The sequence below is a fragment of the Veillonella faecalis genome, from assembly GCF_024677885.1.
Classification (GTDB): Bacteria; Bacillota; Negativicutes; order Veillonellales; family Veillonellaceae; genus Veillonella; species Veillonella nakazawae.
Map to the genome: position 1 here is coordinate 784,347 of NZ_JALBWL010000001.1, position 18,057 is coordinate 802,403.

General features: G+C 37.7%; 13 protein-coding genes. 5 read left to right on the forward strand and 8 right to left on the reverse strand.

Annotated elements, in window-relative coordinates; translation table 11 throughout:
* Nucleotides 1-47: 47 nt before the first annotated feature.
* Together MOQ65_RS03690 and MOQ65_RS03695 are read left to right on the forward strand one after the other, a co-directional pair.
* On the forward strand, nucleotides 48-1,643 hold the full coding sequence (locus MOQ65_RS03690; RefSeq protein ID WP_257846683.1) for a peptide chain release factor 3: 1,596 nt from the start codon (nucleotides 48-50) through the stop codon (nucleotides 1,641-1,643).
* 475 nt (nucleotides 1,644-2,118) lie between these two features.
* Nucleotides 2,119-3,366 carry a sodium/glutamate symporter gene (locus MOQ65_RS03695; protein WP_213467021.1) on the forward strand — a complete coding sequence of 416 codons (1,248 nt, stop codon included), beginning with the start codon at nucleotides 2,119-2,121 and terminating at the stop codon, nucleotides 3,364-3,366.
* An 89-nt stretch (nucleotides 3,367-3,455) separates the two neighbouring features.
* Here the strand turns inward: MOQ65_RS03695 and rsmA are convergent, their stop codons facing one another.
* Entirely contained in the window at nucleotides 3,456-4,310 is an 855-nt protein-coding gene (rsmA, locus tag MOQ65_RS03700; protein ID WP_005387099.1) for a 16S rRNA (adenine(1518)-N(6)/adenine(1519)-N(6))-dimethyltransferase RsmA, read from the reverse strand.
* A 13-nt stretch (nucleotides 4,311-4,323) separates the two neighbouring features.
* Complete coding sequence (rnmV, locus tag MOQ65_RS03705) at nucleotides 4,324-4,851, reverse strand: ribonuclease M5 (RefSeq protein WP_257846684.1); 528 nt, start codon at nucleotides 4,849-4,851, stop codon at nucleotides 4,324-4,326.
* Nucleotides 4,852-4,955: 104 nt separating this feature from the next.
* On the opposite strand from rnmV, the gene MOQ65_RS03710 reads away from it, so the two are divergent.
* The 3 genes from MOQ65_RS03710 to msrB all read left to right on the forward strand — a co-directional run bounded on the left by MOQ65_RS03710 (nucleotide 4,956) and on the right by msrB (nucleotide 8,346).
* Nucleotides 4,956-5,894, forward strand: coding sequence for a LysR family transcriptional regulator (locus tag MOQ65_RS03710; RefSeq protein WP_257846685.1), 939 nt, complete (start codon nucleotides 4,956-4,958; stop codon nucleotides 5,892-5,894).
* Nucleotides 5,895-6,285: 391 nt separating this feature from the next.
* Entirely contained in the window at nucleotides 6,286-7,407 is a 1,122-nt protein-coding gene (locus tag MOQ65_RS03715; protein WP_257846686.1) for a 5-methyltetrahydropteroyltriglutamate--homocysteine S-methyltransferase, read from the forward strand.
* Complete coding sequence (gene msrB / locus MOQ65_RS03720; protein WP_257846687.1) at nucleotides 7,408-8,346, forward strand: peptide-methionine (R)-S-oxide reductase MsrB; 939 nt, start codon at nucleotides 7,408-7,410, stop codon at nucleotides 8,344-8,346.
* Between the two features lie 157 nt (nucleotides 8,347-8,503).
* Here msrB and MOQ65_RS03725 read toward each other — a convergent pair whose 3' ends face one another.
* From MOQ65_RS03725 to metG, 6 genes are all read right to left on the reverse strand, one after another.
* Nucleotides 8,504-9,481: a resuscitation-promoting factor gene (locus MOQ65_RS03725; RefSeq protein ID WP_257846688.1), complete on the reverse strand. Its 978-nt coding sequence runs from the start codon at nucleotides 9,479-9,481 to the stop codon at nucleotides 8,504-8,506.
* Between the two features lie 426 nt (nucleotides 9,482-9,907).
* Entirely contained in the window at nucleotides 9,908-12,025 is a 2,118-nt protein-coding gene (gene ppk1, locus MOQ65_RS03730; RefSeq protein WP_257846689.1) for a polyphosphate kinase 1, read from the reverse strand.
* The gene (locus tag MOQ65_RS03735; RefSeq protein WP_257846690.1) at nucleotides 12,015-13,580 is read right to left on the reverse strand and encodes a Ppx/GppA phosphatase family protein; all 1,566 of its coding nucleotides are present in this window, start codon (nucleotides 13,578-13,580) and stop codon (nucleotides 12,015-12,017) included. Before MOQ65_RS03735 ends, ppk1 begins: the two co-directional genes overlap by 11 nt.
* Nucleotides 13,580-15,127, reverse strand: a complete 1,548-nt coding sequence (locus MOQ65_RS03740; protein ID WP_257846691.1) for a Ppx/GppA phosphatase family protein — start codon at nucleotides 15,125-15,127, stop codon at nucleotides 13,580-13,582. The genes MOQ65_RS03735 and MOQ65_RS03740 overlap by 1 nt, the downstream gene beginning before the upstream one ends.
* A 203-nt stretch (nucleotides 15,128-15,330) precedes the next feature.
* Nucleotides 15,331-16,101, reverse strand: a complete 771-nt coding sequence (locus MOQ65_RS03745) for a TatD family hydrolase (protein WP_257846692.1) — start codon at nucleotides 16,099-16,101, stop codon at nucleotides 15,331-15,333.
* Nucleotides 16,101-18,047, reverse strand: a complete 1,947-nt coding sequence (metG, locus tag MOQ65_RS03750; protein ID WP_257846693.1) for a methionine--tRNA ligase — start codon at nucleotides 18,045-18,047, stop codon at nucleotides 16,101-16,103. Before metG ends, MOQ65_RS03745 begins: the two co-directional genes overlap by 1 nt.
* Nucleotides 18,048-18,057: the final 10 nt, after the last annotated feature.

Genomic DNA, 18,057 nt, shown 5'->3' on the forward strand with positions numbered 1-18,057 from the left:
GATATATTAAAATAAGACTTTCACAAACGAAACAATAGAGGTGAACTATGACATTTTTAGAAGAAGTGCAACGTCGGCGTACGTTTGCTATCATATCTCACCCGGATGCGGGTAAAACTACATTAACAGAAAAACTACTTTTATACGGTGGTGCCATTCACTTAGCGGGGTCCGTTAAGTCTCGTAAAACGGCAAAACACGCCGTATCTGACTGGATGGAAATCGAAAAACAACGTGGTATCTCCGTAACGAGTTCCGTATTACAATTTGACTACGATGGCTGTCGTGTCAACATTCTTGATACTCCTGGTCACCAAGACTTCTCTGAAGATACATACCGTACATTGATGGCTGCCGATAGCGCTGTCATGCTTATCGACGTTGCAAAAGGTGTCGAAGCACAAACGAAAAAACTATTTGCCGTATCTAAAGAACGCGGTATTCCTATCTTTACCTTTGTAAATAAAATTGACCATTTCGGTCGCAGCCCATTTGACTTGATGGAAGAAATCGAAAACGTTCTTGGCATTCGTACATGCCCTATGAACTGGCCAATTGGTATCAACGGTGAATACAAAGGCGTATACGATAGAGAACACGAAACTATCGAGCTCTTCGTAAAAGACGAAACACATGGTCAAGAAAAGCTAGCCTCTGAAAAAGGTGCTTTGACTGATCCTCGTATGAAAGAATTATTAGGTGACGATGTATATCAAGCATTGCTTGATGATATCGAATTATTAGACGTTGCTGGCGATCCATTCGATTTTGATAAAGTTCGTGCAGGCGAATTAACACCTATGTTCTTCGGTTCTGCTATGACTAACTTTGGGGTAAAACCATTCTTAGAAAAATTCTTAGAACTAGCTCCATCCCCTGCTCCACGCCAAGCTGTGGAAGAAATGGTACAGCCTACAAGCGAAGACTTCTCTGCCTTAGTATTCAAAATCCAAGCGAACATGGACCCTAACCACCATGACCGTATCGTATTTATGCGTATCTGTTCTGGTAAGTTCGAAAAGGGCATGTCCGTATTGCATCGCCAATCTAATAAAACGATTCGTCTATCTCAGCCTCAACAGTTTTTGGCTACAGAACGTACCATCGTAGAGGATGCATATCCAGGAGATATTATCGGTGTCTTTGACGCTGGTACAATGGGTGTAGGTGATACACTGTGTGCTCAAAAACACAAGGTAACCTTTGGTGACTTCCCTGTATTCCCACCAGAGTTCTTTGCTCGCGTATCGCCAAAAGATACTATGAAGCGTAAGCAGTTCCAAAAAGGGATGACGCAATTAGCACAAGAAGGCGCTGTTCAAATCTTTGAACAACCAGGTGCTCTTGATTCCTTCGTAGTCGGTGCTGTAGGTATGCTTCAATTCGAGGTTCTGGAATACCGTTTAAAAAATGAATATGGTGTTGATTTATTAAATAATACATTACCATACAGTGTTGCTCGTTGGATCGATGGTGAAGTAGATATCGCTTCTTTAAAAGGTGTAGATAATGCGATGATTGTCAAGGATAATCGAGATCGCACCGTAGTCCTCATTTCCAATGAGTGGCAAATGGGTTGGGTCCAAGAACGTAATCCAGATGTTACATTCTTAACAACCCCAAAACTTCATCACGAACTATAGTATTGGCATTTATAGCTTATCTTTCTAAATCTATACTTCGCACTTCTAAATGCGAGATGTACTATGTAGCAGACAGTGGCTTAACTGCAAACCTCAATAGTTAAGCACACTATAAATCCTCAGATAATAACAACTGGAATATATTTCTCAATATATAAAAATTAGAAATATATTCCAGTTTATTTTTTTATAATAGGCAGGAAAATCACAGAATTTAGTCGAATACATATAGTATGATTATGTAGGGAAGTAATTTATACTATTACTTTCTTGTATTTTTGTATATAATATAAATGTATTATAAAATGATATATACTTAACATAGTTATATATTATCTAATGGTTTTACTGTTGTTGTGAGTGTTGAAAATAAATAATATATAATTATTATACCTTATATATTCTATAGTTTTTTTCGACCATTCATGATACCATAAAATATAAGTTTTATTTTTTATTTTAAAGGAGTGATTTTATGCCACTTATTGACTTAGCGTTAGTCAACGATGTATGGACATTGAAACTGTCCATGATCCAAACTGTAGGCCTCGCTGTAATCACGTTATTCATTGGTACTTGGATTAACAAGCATTCCAAGTTCTTGCAACGTATGTGTATGCCTGCACCAGCTGTAGGGGCTTTGCCATTTGCATTCTTAACTGCCATTCTTTCTTACTATAAGATTTTGAACATTACCTTTGAAGGCTCCCTACAAACATTCTTAATGCTTGCCTTCTTTACTACTATCGGTTTGATGGCTTCTTTGAAAGTCCTCAAAAAAGGCGGTATCTTCATTCTCTTCTTCTTCCTCGCTTGTGCAGTATGGATTGTTGTACAAAACACAGCAGGTATTATGATTGCTAAAGCGTTAGGTATTGAACCAATCATCGGTATTATGGCTGGTTCCGTATCCATGATTGGTGGTCTTGGTACTGCTGGCGCCTTCGGTCCATATTACGAACAATTGCTTGGTATCCCTGGTACAGCATCCGCAGCGGTTGCAGCCGCAACATTCGGCATGGTAGCAGGTACAATTCTCGGTGCTCCTGTAGGTGAACGCATTATTAAAATGCACAAAGTTAAAACACCTTACGAAAACCCAGAGTTAATGGAAGATGAAGGCATTGACATGATCGAAGATCACGTTGAAAGTGGTGGCAAACAGTTCAATTCCCAAGATCTTTTAACAATCTGTATGTGGATTGGCCTTGCATTAGGTATCGGTACTATCGTAAGTGCTGGTTTATCTATCTTAACTCCACTTCCTGCATATATCGGCGCAATGATTTGTGCAGCTGTAATCCGTAACTACGGTGATTTCACTAAAGCTTACAAAATCAACGATGCAGCTCTTGATGCAGTATCCAATGTAGCATTATCTCTATTCGTAACTATGGCTATCAATAGCTTGAAACTAGTTCAATTAATCGATCTTGCTTTACCACTTATTACAATTTTACTAGCACAATGTGTACTTATCTGTGTATTTGCATACCTTATCTACTTCATCTTTGGTCGCAACTACGATGCTGTTATGCTTGGCGCTGGTGCCATCGGCTTCGGCTTAGGTGCTACACCAAATGCATTGGTTAATATGTTATCCTTAGCAAGTAAACATGGTCCATCCCCTCGTGCATGGCTCGTAGTTTCCTTGGTAGGTGCATTCTTAATCGACTTTGCTAATGCTTTCCTAATTACAACAATGGCTGGCATTCTTTACTAAATAAAAAGGACCCATTTGGGTCCTTTTTTCATGAAAAGAGCTCATTAGAATGATATGTTATCAATCTAATGAGCTCTTTTTACATTATTCTATTTAATTAAAGCAGCCCATGCATTGGCTACATCAGCAAACTCTTGAAGAGTGAATGTCTCTCCTCTTCGTTGCCCATCGATATTAGCTTTTGCTAATAGCTCTTCGATTCTGTCTTTTGATAAGCCCGTTGTTTTCATTGTATTAGCGAATGTTTTACGTCGTTGCGCAAAACCAGCTTTCACAACTCGGAAGAATAGTTTCTCATCAATGACATCAACAGGAGGCTTGTCACGTAATACGCAGCGAATAACAGAGCTTGTTACAGCTGGAGCCGGCAAGAAAGATTTAGGCGGTACATCAAGTACAATATCTGGCTCAGTATAGTACTGTACGGCTACAGATAGTGCACCATAATCCTTTGTACCTGGCTTAGCCACCATACGTAAGGCCACCTCTTTTTGCACCATTACAACAAGGCGTTCTATGGGTAATTTACTTTCCAATAGAGACATAATAATAGGTGTTGTAATATAGTATGGCAAATTAGCAACCACTTTAAATGGTTTATGATTCATAATGGTTGGCACATCGAGTTTCAACACATCACCATGGACAATACGTACATTATCATAAGAGGCCAACGTAGTATCTAGAACCTCTAATAAGCGACGGTCTAATTCAATGGCAGTTACATCGGCACCACTTTGTGCTAACCCTTGTGTCAATGTACCAATACCAGGACCTACCTCTAGTACAGGTTCACCAGGTGTCAATTCCGCAGCATGTACAATTTCGTCTACAATACCTCTCTTAATAAGAAAGTTCTGCCCTAATTTCTTACTCATTTTAATATCGAAGCGTTTACATATATAATGTACTACTTCAGGGCTTGCAATTACTGATTCTAACATCTTAACTCCTATTTTAACTATTTACAGCCTCTTCAAAAGCACCTCGACTTATACCATAGTGATTTAAACGGTATAAAAACTGTTTCCCATTGCCATAACCAATGCCTAACTTAGCACCAATAACCGCACGGCGAGCCGCACTATCTGGCATGCCTGATAATCCATGACGAACTAGATCTACCATAGAAAATTCGTTAGATGATTCCAAGGATTCTACATGTAATGTAGATAAAGCCTTTCTAATGGATTCTGGAGATGCTTGTTCTATGCCAATATCATCATTTGCAAACGCTTCATCACGAGGGACAAAAGCATGCTGTGCATTAGGGAATTTTTTTGTTAATACGCGACGAATTCTCTCCCCTGCTGTATCAGGATCGGTTAATATGATAATACCTCGCTTTTCATAAGCTACACGAATCATATCAATAACACCTTTACGAAGTGTAAAACCCTCTGTAGCAATACAGTCTGCTTCCACGGCTTGTGCAATACGTTGTATATCAGATTTTCCTTCTACGACGATGACTTGTTTAAGCATAGGTCCTCCTTTATTCTATTAGTACATTGTAACATATATATAACATTGCTTAAATACTTATAATCGAGTAGTATAGGTAGTGTAATATATAAAAGGAGGCCATTATGACCTTACAACAATTAAAGTATGTCACAACAATTGCAAATATAGGCAGTATTAGTGAAGCTGCTAAGAGACTCTTCGTCTCGCAACCAAGTCTAACAAAGGCTATTAAGGAATTGGAAAAGGAAATGGGCATTACCATTTTCGACCGTACCAATAAAGGGATTACTGTTTCTAAAGAAGGGGAACGTTTCCTCGGCTATGCACGCCAAGTACTAGAGCAAGCCGCTTTATTGGAAGAGCAATATAAAAGCCAAAGCGGTGGTAAAAAACAATTCTCTGTTTCTACGCAACATTACTCCTTTGCGGTTAACGCCTTTGTAGAGCTTTTAAAAGGCGCAGGCATCGATCAATATGATGTATCCTTACGGGAAACTCAAACCTATGAAATCATCGATGACGTAGCTCATATGAAGAGTGAGATTGGTTTACTCTTCTATAATGATTTTAATAGACCTGTACTAGAGAAATTAATTCATACTAATGAATTAACATTTACAGAGTTATTTACTGCACACCCACATATCTTCATAGGCAAAAACCATCCACTAGCTAATAAAAAGGTTGTGTCTATGGACGAGTTAGAGGAATATCCTTATATCTCATTTGAGCAAGGCGATCACAACTCCTTCTATTTCTCTGAAGAAATCTTTAGTACCGTTGTACGACCAAAACATATTCGTGTACGCGATAGAGCATCCCTCTTTAGTTTATTGCTTGGTCTAGATGGTTATACCGTATCAAGTGGTGTTATCGATGAAGAAGTAAATGGGGAGAATATTATTTCTGTACCTCTCGCCGAAGAAGGTTTGATGCACATCGGTTACATTACCAACAACAAAATGCATCGCAGCCGTTTAGGGCAAGAATATATTCAAGCCTTAGAACAGTATGTAGGCAACTACGGCAGACATATTAAACTACCTAAAACAAAAGAATAATATTGTAGGATTCTTGATTATATTTAAGCTGCTCTACATAACAGTTTAACTTTAACTAAAAGCACTCTCGATTTTGAACTGTACCTCGAAAAATTGTGTCCAATTTTTGGGGTGCAGTTCATTTAGAGAGTGCTTTTTAATATATGTAGGAAATCTAACTGCTAACAACTAAACCAAAGAAAAGCATAAGATAGAATAAGATATGCCACAACTGAGTTGATACTATATTACTTTTACATCTCGATATAACTGAAGCGCAAAAATAACTCTCTGATATAACTTAAAACTATATACAACATTAATATATTGATATTTTTATATATGCTCATCCTTAGTTATAATAAACCTATCGAATCTATCGGTTTTACCGTTTATATAAGGAGGATTATATATGTCCAAACAATTAGCACCATTTCATTTTGATATCGTAGGTTCTTTCCTACGCCCTGCAGAATTAAAAGAAGCTCGTGAAGCTTTTACAAAAGGAAATATTACAAGAGAAGAGCTAACAGCTGTTGAAGATCGTCTTATTACAGACCTCATTCAAAAACAAAAAGCTGCAGGTCTTCCTGTTATTACTGATGGTGAATTCCGCCGTGCATACTGGCACTTAGATTTCATGTGGGGATTCAATGGCGTAAAAGAAATTGAACTTGAACACGGTTACAAATTCGTTGGTCAAGAAACAGCGCCAGGCTCCCTCGCCCTTACTGGTAAAATTACAGGTACTAACCATCCATTTGTAGAACATTTCAAATTTGTAAAACAATTTGAAGATGAACATACTACAGCTCGTCAAACAATTCCTGCTCCATCCCAATTCTTAGCCGAATTATTCCGCGAGGATAACGGTATTACAACACGCTCCTTCTACCCTGACTTAGAAGAATTAATTCAAGACATTGCTGCTGCATACCGCCAAGTAATTAAAGACCTCTATGAAGCAGGTTGCCGCAATATCCAATTTGACGATTGCACTTGGGGTATGTGCTGTGACCACGCTTACTGGACTGGTCGCCAAAAAGATAAAAGCGTCACTATCGAAGGTGAAACAGCTAAATACCTCCGCTTAAACAACTTGGCTCTCGAAGGTCGACCTCATGACTTAGCGTTCACAACCCATGTATGCCGTGGTAATTATAACTCTACTTGGGCTGCTACTGGTGGTTATGAACCAGTTGCACCAATTCTATTCGCCAAAGAAAATGTAGATGCATACTATCTAGAATTTGATGATGACCGCTCTGGTGGCTTTGAACCATTGCGTGAAGTTTCTCCTAATAAAAAAGTTGTATTAGGTCTTATTACATCTAAACGCCCAGAATTAGAGGATAAAGAGGTTATCAAAGAACGTATCAAAGAAGCTACAAAATATATTCCTCTTGAAAGACTTTGCCTCTCCCCTCAATGTGGCTTCGCATCTTGTGAAATCGGCAACCAATTGACCGAAGAGCAACAATGGGCTAAACTTGCATTAGTTAAAGAAATAGCTCATGAAGTTTGGGGTGATTAAATGAAGGAACACACAATATATTTAGGGGGCGGTTGTTTCTGGGGCCTTCAAGGGTATATCAGAAAAATCTCCGGTGTAATTTCTACTGAAGTAGGCTATGCCAATGGTCCTACGGAAAATCCAAGTTATGAAGATGTCTGTCATGATAGTGGTCACGTAGAAACACTAAAGGTTGCCTACGATGCAGATGTACTCTCCTTAGATCACTTAATTCAATACTTCTTACGCGCCATCGATCCATTCAGCGTTAATAAACAAGGTGGCGACGTAGGTATTCAATATCGAACTGGTATTTACTATATAGATAAAGCCGATAAGGCTATTATTGAACGTACCTTAGCTCGTGCTCAATCCTTCGAAGGTAAACCATTTGCTATTGAAGTATTACCTCTATCTAACTACTACTCTGCAGAGGAATATCACCAAGATTACTTAGATAAAAACCCTAATGGCTATTGTCATATTCCACTAGGCCTATCTGATGAACCACTTGTAGATGACAGTGACTATAATAAACCTTCTGAGGAAGATCTCAAGGCTTTGTCCCCTCAAGAATTTGAAGTTACACAGAACTCTGCTACGGATGCGCCGTTCAGTCATAACCTAACTGATGAGTTCAAACCAGGGCTGTACGTAGATATCACTACGGGAGAACCCCTCTTCGTGTCCGCCCATAAATTTGAGTCTCACTGTGGTTGGCCTAGCTTCACAAAGCCAATCGCAAAGGATGTCATTAAATACTATCAAGATGACTCTCATGGCATGAATCGTATCGAAGTACGCAGCCGCATTGGTAATGCCCATTTAGGCCATGTATTTGAAGATGGTCCTAATGGTTCATTGCGCTACTGTATCAATGGATCATCTTTACGATTTATCCCGAAAGATGAATTAAAAGGTACAAAATACGAATATCTAATTCCATATATTGAAGACTAAAAAAGGGCGCCTTAATCATAAGGCGTCCTTTTAGTATACATAATGATTGCTTACTAAGTATAATATATTATGATACATATTTACTAAGTAGACGGTAACTATATAAACCATATAAAAAGAGGATATATCTATTAGATATATCCTCTAAATTATTATATTAATCCAACACGTATACTGTAACGTCTTGGCGACCAAAGTCCATAGCCTCACCATAAGAGTCCATTACAAGGTCGATTTTATTACCCACAATAGCACCACCTGTATCGGCTGCAATAGCTTCACCGTAACCAGGAATAAATAAACGTGTGCCTAATGGAATAACATCTGGGTCAACAGCTGCAATACCACGTACTGCAGGTACACCAGTAGCTGTAATACCAGCGCCATCACCATCGCCAGCAAGGTAAGCAGAAGCTTCCATTACAATAGCACGAGATGAGCGACCAGCAATATTACGAGATGTAGTCACTTCACGAGTACCTTCTTTAATAATAGTAGGTACCATTTCGCGTTGTGTTACTTTAGATACGTCATTTGTTTTAATAACCGTACCATTACTATATAATGTTTCACGTTGCACTCGTTCTGAACCAGGTTGGCCAACTTGAACAACCTCTTCTTCACCCATAGCCATAGTGTCATCTTTTTGACGAATCACTTGAATAGGAATCTCTTGATCTACTGTGGATAAAGAATGGCTTGTTACTTGTGCAATTGTAATATGTGTACCACTTAATACAGAACCATTTGCATCGCCTACTACAGCGTAGTTAGGCATTTTGAAACCAAGTTCATTAGCAACGCCTTGTGCAGTTGTTTCTGTTGTGAAAACAGCTCTAGTCTTACCATTAACAGTTACATAAACTGGAATGGCACGTACAACAGTTAATGTTGTACCATTTTGAACAGATGTTGAGCTGGAAATAACTTTATCATTTGGATTTAATTTAACCCCGGCATCGCGTACGATACCTTCGTTAGAATTTAAATGTGTTCTAACAGTGTGTGCTGCACCATCTACCATAACGGTAACGGTTTTATCATTATAAGAAAAACCTGTCATAGTTACAGCTGTTACAATCAATCCAGCAACAACAGACGAAATATATCGTTTGTGTGTCTTATGAATTCTCATATTGTAATCCCTCCTGTAATGTAATTATTCTACTACAGATAGATATAACCTGTCAAACAACAAAGGTTAACAATAAGAGATAAACCTATATAGATACTGACTTTTTATTAATATCATTTTCTATATTTTTACAAAAAGTCCACTGTATACGTACATATCTATATTTTTTAATACTATACAATATATTCCGAATTGTGTACATATATACGATACCACTACCATATATAGTATGCTAGGATTTTTTATAACATAAATTGTATTTTTATGTGTTTTTCAATTGTTACCAAAATTTTCTACATATCAGAAAACTTCATTTTTATCTCATTTTTAAATATGTATACATGTAAAAAAGCCTGTAAAAACAGGCTTTTTCAGTATTATATAAATGTATTAAAATTCATCATTCAACACTATGTGTTAATTTCATCATTTATTCATCTTAAACATTGGTTGTAAACGCTCAATGACGGTCATCGATTCCTTGTGTTCTCGAGCAATAGCTTCTTTCATAAGTTCCTCTTGAGCAGAAATTGGATGTTCTCTATCATTAATTTTACGATACGAGCCATCTGCTCTCATAATATGAGCTTTTAAGGTATCTTCTAAATATAAATCTAAAATACCTTTAACGCGCTCCTTATGACGTTTATCTTCAATAGGAATCATAAGTTCTACACGTTCATTTAGATTCCGTGGCATCCAGTCTGCACTAGATAGGAATAGACTTTCATTTCCCCCATTACGGAAATAAAATAAACGATGATGTTCTAAAAAACGCCCTACGACAGAACGAACCGTTATATTATCACTAACACCTACAATGCCAGGTCGTAGTGTACAGATGCCACGAACGATGAGATCAATGCGAACACCTGCCGCAGAGGCTTCATATAGTTTAGCAATAACTTCTTTATCGAGCAAGGAATTCATTTTGCCAATGATATAAGCCTCTTCTCCCTGTTTTGCGAATTCGATTTCACGGTCAATTAATTCCATTATTTTTTCCCGCAAATTTAAAGGGGCTACAATAAATTTATTCCAAATTGGAGGATCAGAATAACCAGAAATTAAATTAAAGAAACGAGATGCATCGTCACCATATTCGTCATTACATGTGAATATGCCACAGTCCGTATACATTCGAGCCGTCTTACCATTATAGTTACCTGTAGCTAAATGAACGTAACGTCTAATACCTGCATCCTCTCTGCGCACAACCATGGTAATCTTAGAATGAGTTTTAAGACCTTTCAAACCATAAATTACATGACAACCTGCCTTTTCTAAGCGGCGTGCCATATGGATATTATTCTCTTCATCAAAGCGTGCTTTAACCTCCATAAGTACGGTTACTTGCTTCCCATTATCCGCAGCCTTAATCAAGGATGCAATAATTGGAGAATCCCCACTTACGCGATACAAGGTTTGTTTAATAGCGAGCACATCTGGATCTGTAGCTGCTTGTGCAATAAATTGTTCTACTACAGCAAAAGACTCAAAAGGATGGTGGACGAAAAGATCTTGTTTTCCAATAACAGAAAATAGACTTTCACCTTCATGATTAACTAATTCACTAGGTAGTTTAGGTTCAAATGGTACATAACGAAGCTGGTCAAGGCCTGGGTAGTTACAGAAATTAAAGTACATACGACAATCAAGATGACCGTCTATACGGTATACATCCTTTGGTTCTAATTCAACACTGGTAAGCACAAAGTCTAATAAATTATCCTTTACCTCACCGCACACCTCTAATCGTACCGCATCACCACGACGGCGACGACGCAAAGATGCCTCTACTTCCGATAGCAAATCTGTAGCTTCTTCTTCATCGATTTCTAAATCTGCATCACGAGTAATTCGAAACACCATATAATCTTCGATGCCATAACCTTGGAAAAACTGATTTGCGTAATATGTAATGACGTCCTCTAGGTAAACGAATCGATGTTCCTTATTCCCTCGACTTGGGATTTCAATAATACGATCGAGTACAGATGGAATTGGCAAGATAGCAATCTTATAATCCTTAGTACCATCTGGTTGTATTTGAAAGATACGCACAATAGCATTGATGGTATGATTTGTTAAAAATGGGAATGGATGACCAGAGTCAACGGCTAATGGCGTTACAACAGGATAGATATGTTCCTCAAAGTAATGACGTAACCAAGCTTTTGATTTTACATCGAGTAGATCCGGATTAGTAAAGAAGAAACCGTAGTTTTCAAGTTCAGTTAGCACATTGTTTAAATATGTACTTTGCATAGAAACGAGTCGTTGTACAGACTCATCAATGGCCTTTAACTGTGCCTTAGCATCCATATGAGCAGCATCGTACTTAACAATGCCATTCACAACTTGATGGCGTAAACCAGCTACGCGAATCATAAAGAACTCATCTAAATTAGAGCTAGCAATGGCAATAAATCGGAGTCGTTCTAATAACGGAGTATTTGTATCAATAGACTCTAATAGGACGCGCTGATTAAACTTTAACCAAGACAATTCACGGTTAAAATAATACTTTGCATTATTGAACATGACGATTCCCTCCCCTTACTAGTACGATTTCCATACCAAATACCTCTGTAAAGTATTCAGAATCTCGATTAAAGGTCCACCATTCTAAGGAGATATCCTCATTAGTACGACAGAATACATATAGTACATTATCTCTTTCTTCCAATGTTACATCAGAGATTTTTTGATTGCTCCCCGCGTCGAGTGCACAAGCAACACGAATAATTGCTACTAGCTTTGTAACCTGAATTTTTTGTAATTCTGTTAATGCATTGAAATACGCATCGTCATCATTTGGTGTTCCCTTGTAGTGATAATATACAACATTAGCTACTACTTGTTTTTCTTCTTCTGAAAGCCCAAAAATATCGGTCCCCATTACGATATGATACGCATGCTCCCCATGATTTCGTAAATTTACAAACTTGCCAACCGAGCAAAGAATGGAAGCTATACGACATAAATATCCCCATCGTTCCGGTAAGCCTTTATGGCGTAAAGCGTTACAGAATAAAGCGCTAAACTTTTCTACCTCCGCATCATGAATACGGTCTGTATGATATCTGGCGGCCACAGCACGGGCTAACTGTGCATTTTGCTCTCGCAACTGATACATAAATGGATTATTCTCTGACTCTACCCCATAGAACCAACTAATGCCTTGAGAGAATGAAAAGCTACTAAAAATTAAAGATTTCGGCCCTATAGCCGTAATAATTTCATTAAATAAAATTATGGTAGGCATTAAAATATTAGCCTTATATTCAGGTAATTTATAACGGTTCATCAACTTTGTTGCAGTTACACCATCAAAAGAATTAATAAGACCTTTAAATCGTTCTGGCTCAACAGTAATGATATCTTCTTTATTATTTTCTTGTCCCATCAAATGAGTCATATATTGCGCTTCGTCACCAGATAAGACAATACTATCAATATTAAAGGTTTGTAGTTCTTCACGGAGTGGTCCAATCATACGATGTAAATATTCCGTAATAGCCCTTGGAAATGATATAGAAGATCGTTGATTTCGATTAAATGACTCCATAACACGTAAGGAACCACTATGCATATTGCGTTGGAACAGTAAGCTTTCACCACGCCAAACTGTTAAACCGACCCCACCAGATGTAATATCTAAGAATAATGTAGCCTTTGTAGGATCAGTTAGATGGTATTGATGTGTCATCTTGTAATATAGTAAGGCGTATTTGTAATATACCTCTTTCGGCATATCGATGACCTCAACACGCATCCCTGTTTGAATATAAATTTGATCTAAAATACTACGACGATTAGTAGCCTCACGTATTACTGTCGTACCATATAGTTTGGAACGAGTCACGCCATAATCGGCCATTAATTGCTTATATCCCTTTAAAATATGACAGATTTCTTCAATTGTTTTAAAACTCAACCGAGAGGTTTGAAATAACTCTTCCCCAAAGGTTACTTCTCGCGCTGCATAATCGATAACACGTACATCGTCTATGCCTTTATATTCTAATATGGTAATGCTCATGCTACTGGAGCCCACATGTAACACCGCATATCGTAATGCTTTTGGTAATGCCATTATGCCTCCTTACGAGATTCATGCCACTCTATTTCTAATATTTTCTTGAATTCCTTTTTGAAAGATTTTGAAAGCTTTTCTACAGCAGTTTTTGTGACACTTACATCGCGTCCCTCTAGGTAAAATGCCTTTATAACTACACTCGTATATTTAATATTTACCTCTAACCGCTTAATAAATTGTTCATGACTTTCATCAAGAGCCTCTGCTATGGCTAAAATAATGGAAAGTTTTTGACCTAATAAGCGTTGCTCTTGATCTAATAATTTACCATATAAGAAATTTTTATATTCCTTTGGCGTCAATCCATGAGAGTTCATCACTAAAAATGCACTAAAAGCTTGTTCCACATGGGAAATACCATATAAATTACTATTAACTAACATGTAACAACCATGGCGGGCATGACTATAATAGTTAACTCGTTTGCCTATATCATGCAATAATCCCGCTGCGATTAAGCATCGTCTAAAATTCTTATCCGCCTTATGAAGTGGCTCTAATGCATCATACAAAGTGGTAGCTAATTTCGTAATATACTTAGCATGCACTAGCTCATGCTTTGTCATACCTAGCAGTACATTTTCCGCAGAATGGACTAAAATATCGTCGATGATTGAATTTCCACCTAAATAATTTTCTCCATAATAATCGTAAAACAAACCTTCCCGTAAACCGCAACCGCCCACAACGAGTGTCTTAGTATTTACATAGTTAAATAGTTCATCCACTATAGTAAGCCCTGCAATGATAATATCTGCACGGTCCGATGATAAACCACTAATTTTTTTACGAGCCTCTAAGGATTTACCTTTTACATCTTCCAAGATTTCGTAAAATCTATGATATGGCAGTTCATAGTTGTGTAATTTCGTAATAGGATATGATAGCTTACGTTGATCTATTTTAGCAATATTACGAGCTGTACCACCTATACCTAATAGAGGTAGTTTTATATTTTGAAGCCACGTATGTTCCTTGATGGTTTTCTTTACGGCCTTCGTCATCTTCTCTAGTTCTTTAGGAGTATACTCATCACCTTTTTGATAGGTTCCTGTTAAGGTTAGAGCCCCTATAGGTAAGCTAACAGCTTTCACGATATGTCGATTTTTTACTAGCGTTACCTCTGTACTAGCACCACCTAAATCAAAGATAATAAAATCTTTGAGCCCAATCGTATTAATAACCCCAAGGAACCCAAGGCGAGCCTCTTCTTCACCAGCAATACATTCTAAATTAAGACCAGTTAGTTCTTTTACAGCTTTAATAAAAGCATCTCCATTTTTAGCTAGACGTACTGCAGCCGTAGCAACAGCTTTTATGGTATCTACCTCCATAGCATTCGCCATATGAACAAAGCCTTTTAATGCGCGTAAAGAACGATCCATTGCCTCTTTCGTTAACTCATGAGTGCCCCACATATTTTCACTTAAACGGACACTTTCTTTTTCTTGATATATGAGTCGATAACTACCGGTCTTAGAAATCTCATAAATGACAAAACGAACGGAGTTGGATCCTAAATCTATAAATGCAATACGTTTCATGCTACTAACCTCGACTTACTATAGTTCAGTATGAATATACTTAAGTATACCATAGAAAAACGCGATTCTCACCGATATGGGAGAATCGCGTTTTATAATTTATTATTCTAGTTATACTTGGTGTATTTTGTAATATCTAATACTAAAGCTCTTGAAATTTGACCAATATTATTTACTAGCATACATAATTACGAGCATTCAAGTTATTTAATACCAAATACATGTTTACCATTATTATAGGCAATCTCTGAAAACTCATCAACATCAATGCCTTTAAGCCTTGCAATTTCTTCTGCTACAAATTGAGTTTTACTTGGATCGTTGCGGCGACCTCTAAATGGAGGTGGCGTCAAATATGGTGAATCTGTTTCAATAAGTATTCTATCTAAGGGTACTTGGCGAGCTACTTCCTTAAGATTAGTAGACTTAGGAAATACAACAGGGCCAGCAAAGGAAATATAGAATCCTAATTTAATAGCTTCTTTTGCCATTTCCCAACTGCCAGAATAGCAGTGAAAAATCCCCCAGTTATCCTTACCTTCATTGCGTAAGATATTCATAATATCGCCATGTGCATCGCGGTCATGAATGATGATTGGTAAATCTACTTCACGAGCGAGTTCTAATTGACGAATGAATACGCGTTTCTGTGTTTCACGGTCAGAAAAATCATAATAATAATCTAATCCGATTTCACCGATAGCGCGAACCTTATCGTTGTTAAGGGCTTGATCCTTATAGAACTCGTAGTCTTCTTCTGTAAAATCTTTTGACTCATGAGGATGTGTGCCTACAGCAGCATATAAACGATCATACTGTTTTGCTAAAGCTAGTCCTGATTCAACAGTACCTCTATCTACCCCTGGAATCATAATGTATTCTACGCCAGCATCAAAGCAGGCTTGTAACATCTCATCCCGGTCATTATCAAAACGACCATCATTCACATGAGCATGTGTATCAAAGAGTTTCATTATTTAACCACACTTCCTGCTGGTAATGATTCGATATTTGTTACTTCTAAATGTTCTTCCCAATCAGATGCAGACAAAATCATGCCATAAGACTCGATGCCCATCATCTTCTTAGGAGCCAAGTTAGACAAGTAAATTACCTTTTTACCAACCATAGCTTCTGGTTCATAATATTGAGAGATACCACTTAATACTGTGCGCTCTTCAATGCCGATATCCAATACAAACTTCAATAATTTCTTGGACTTAGGAACCTTTTCACAGCTTACAACTTTTGCTACTCGAAGATCGAGTTTTTCGAAGTCATCGTACGTAATATTTTCTTTCAATGGTGGAATATTAGATGTATCTACAGAGTTTTCAACTTCCTCTTTAGCAACTACTTCTACCATTTCCGGAATTTCAAAACGAGGATAAATAGGATCACCTTTTACAACCTTTGTGCCTGTTGGAATTAAGCCCCAAACTTTTGCATCCTCAAGAGTAGCATTATCAAAGCCTGTAAGACCTAATTGATCCCAGATTTTAGGCGCACCTACAGGAATAACAGGGCTTACTAAGATGGCAATGATACGCAATGCTTCTGCCAAGTGATACATAGCAGATTGCAAGCGTGCTTTATCATGAGCTTCTTCAGATTTAGCTAATACCCAAGGCATTGTTTCATCAATGTATTTATTCATGCGACCAATAAATGCCCATACGGACTTAATAGCTTTATTAAGCTCCATATTTTCCATAGCTGCTTCAAAATCTTTTGCCGTTTGAACAGCCAATGTGGAAACATCACGATCCAAATCATCCATATCATCGCATTTTGTAATCACACCATCATGGTATTTTTCAATCATGGCGATGGTACGATTCAACAAATTACCTAAGTCATTAGATAAGTCGGCATTGATTTTTGTAACGAAATTAGGCAATGTGAAGTTACCATCATTGCCAAGCGTAATTTCACTTAATAAATAATAACGCAAAGAATCGGCACCATAGGTATCGATCAATGGAATTGGGTCAATAACATTCCCCAAAGATTTACTCATCTTTGTACCGTCAACGATCATCCAGCCGTGACCAAATACCTTTTTAGGCAATGGCAACTCAAGGCTCATGAGCATCATAGGCCAAATAATTGTATGGAAACGTACGATTTCCTTACCTACTAAATGGAGATCTGCTGGCCAGTATTTTTTGTATAATTCGCCATCCCCATCAAATGGAGAAAGTGCACTAATATAGTTCACTAATGCATCGAACCAAACATATACAACATGTTTAGGATCGAATGGTACCTTGATACCCCAGTCAAAGGATGTACGAGAAACAGCCAAGTCTTCCAAACCTTGTTTTACGAATTGAATCATTTCATTGCGACGGGATTCAGGTTGGATAAAATCAGGGTTTTCTTCGATGAATTTCAACCATTGATCTGTATATTTAGCGAGTTTAAAGAAGTAGCTTTCCTCTTTAACCTTCTCTACAGGGCGGCCACAATCTGGGCATGTATGATTTTCACCAAGCTTTTGTTCAGTCCAGAATGTCTCACAAGGTGTGCAATACCAACCTTCATATTCAGCCTTGTAAATATCGCCTTTTTCATAAGCTTTAGTAAAAAGCTCTTGTACGACCTTTTCATGACGTTCATCAGTAGTACGAAGGAAGTCATCGTTAGAGATATGCATCTTTTCCCATAATGCCTTAAAGCCATTTACGATATTCGTAGTGTATTCAAGAGGTGTAATACCTTGCGCTTCTGCAGCACGTTGAATTTTTTGACCATGTTCATCAGAACCAGTCAAGAAACGTACATCATAACCAGCTAAACGCTTGAATCGAGCGATTGTATCAGCTACAGATGTACAATACGTATGACCAATGTGCAACTTAGCACTTGGATAATAAATTGGTGTCGTAATATAATACGTTTTTTTTGTGTCTCCCATGATGAGCCTC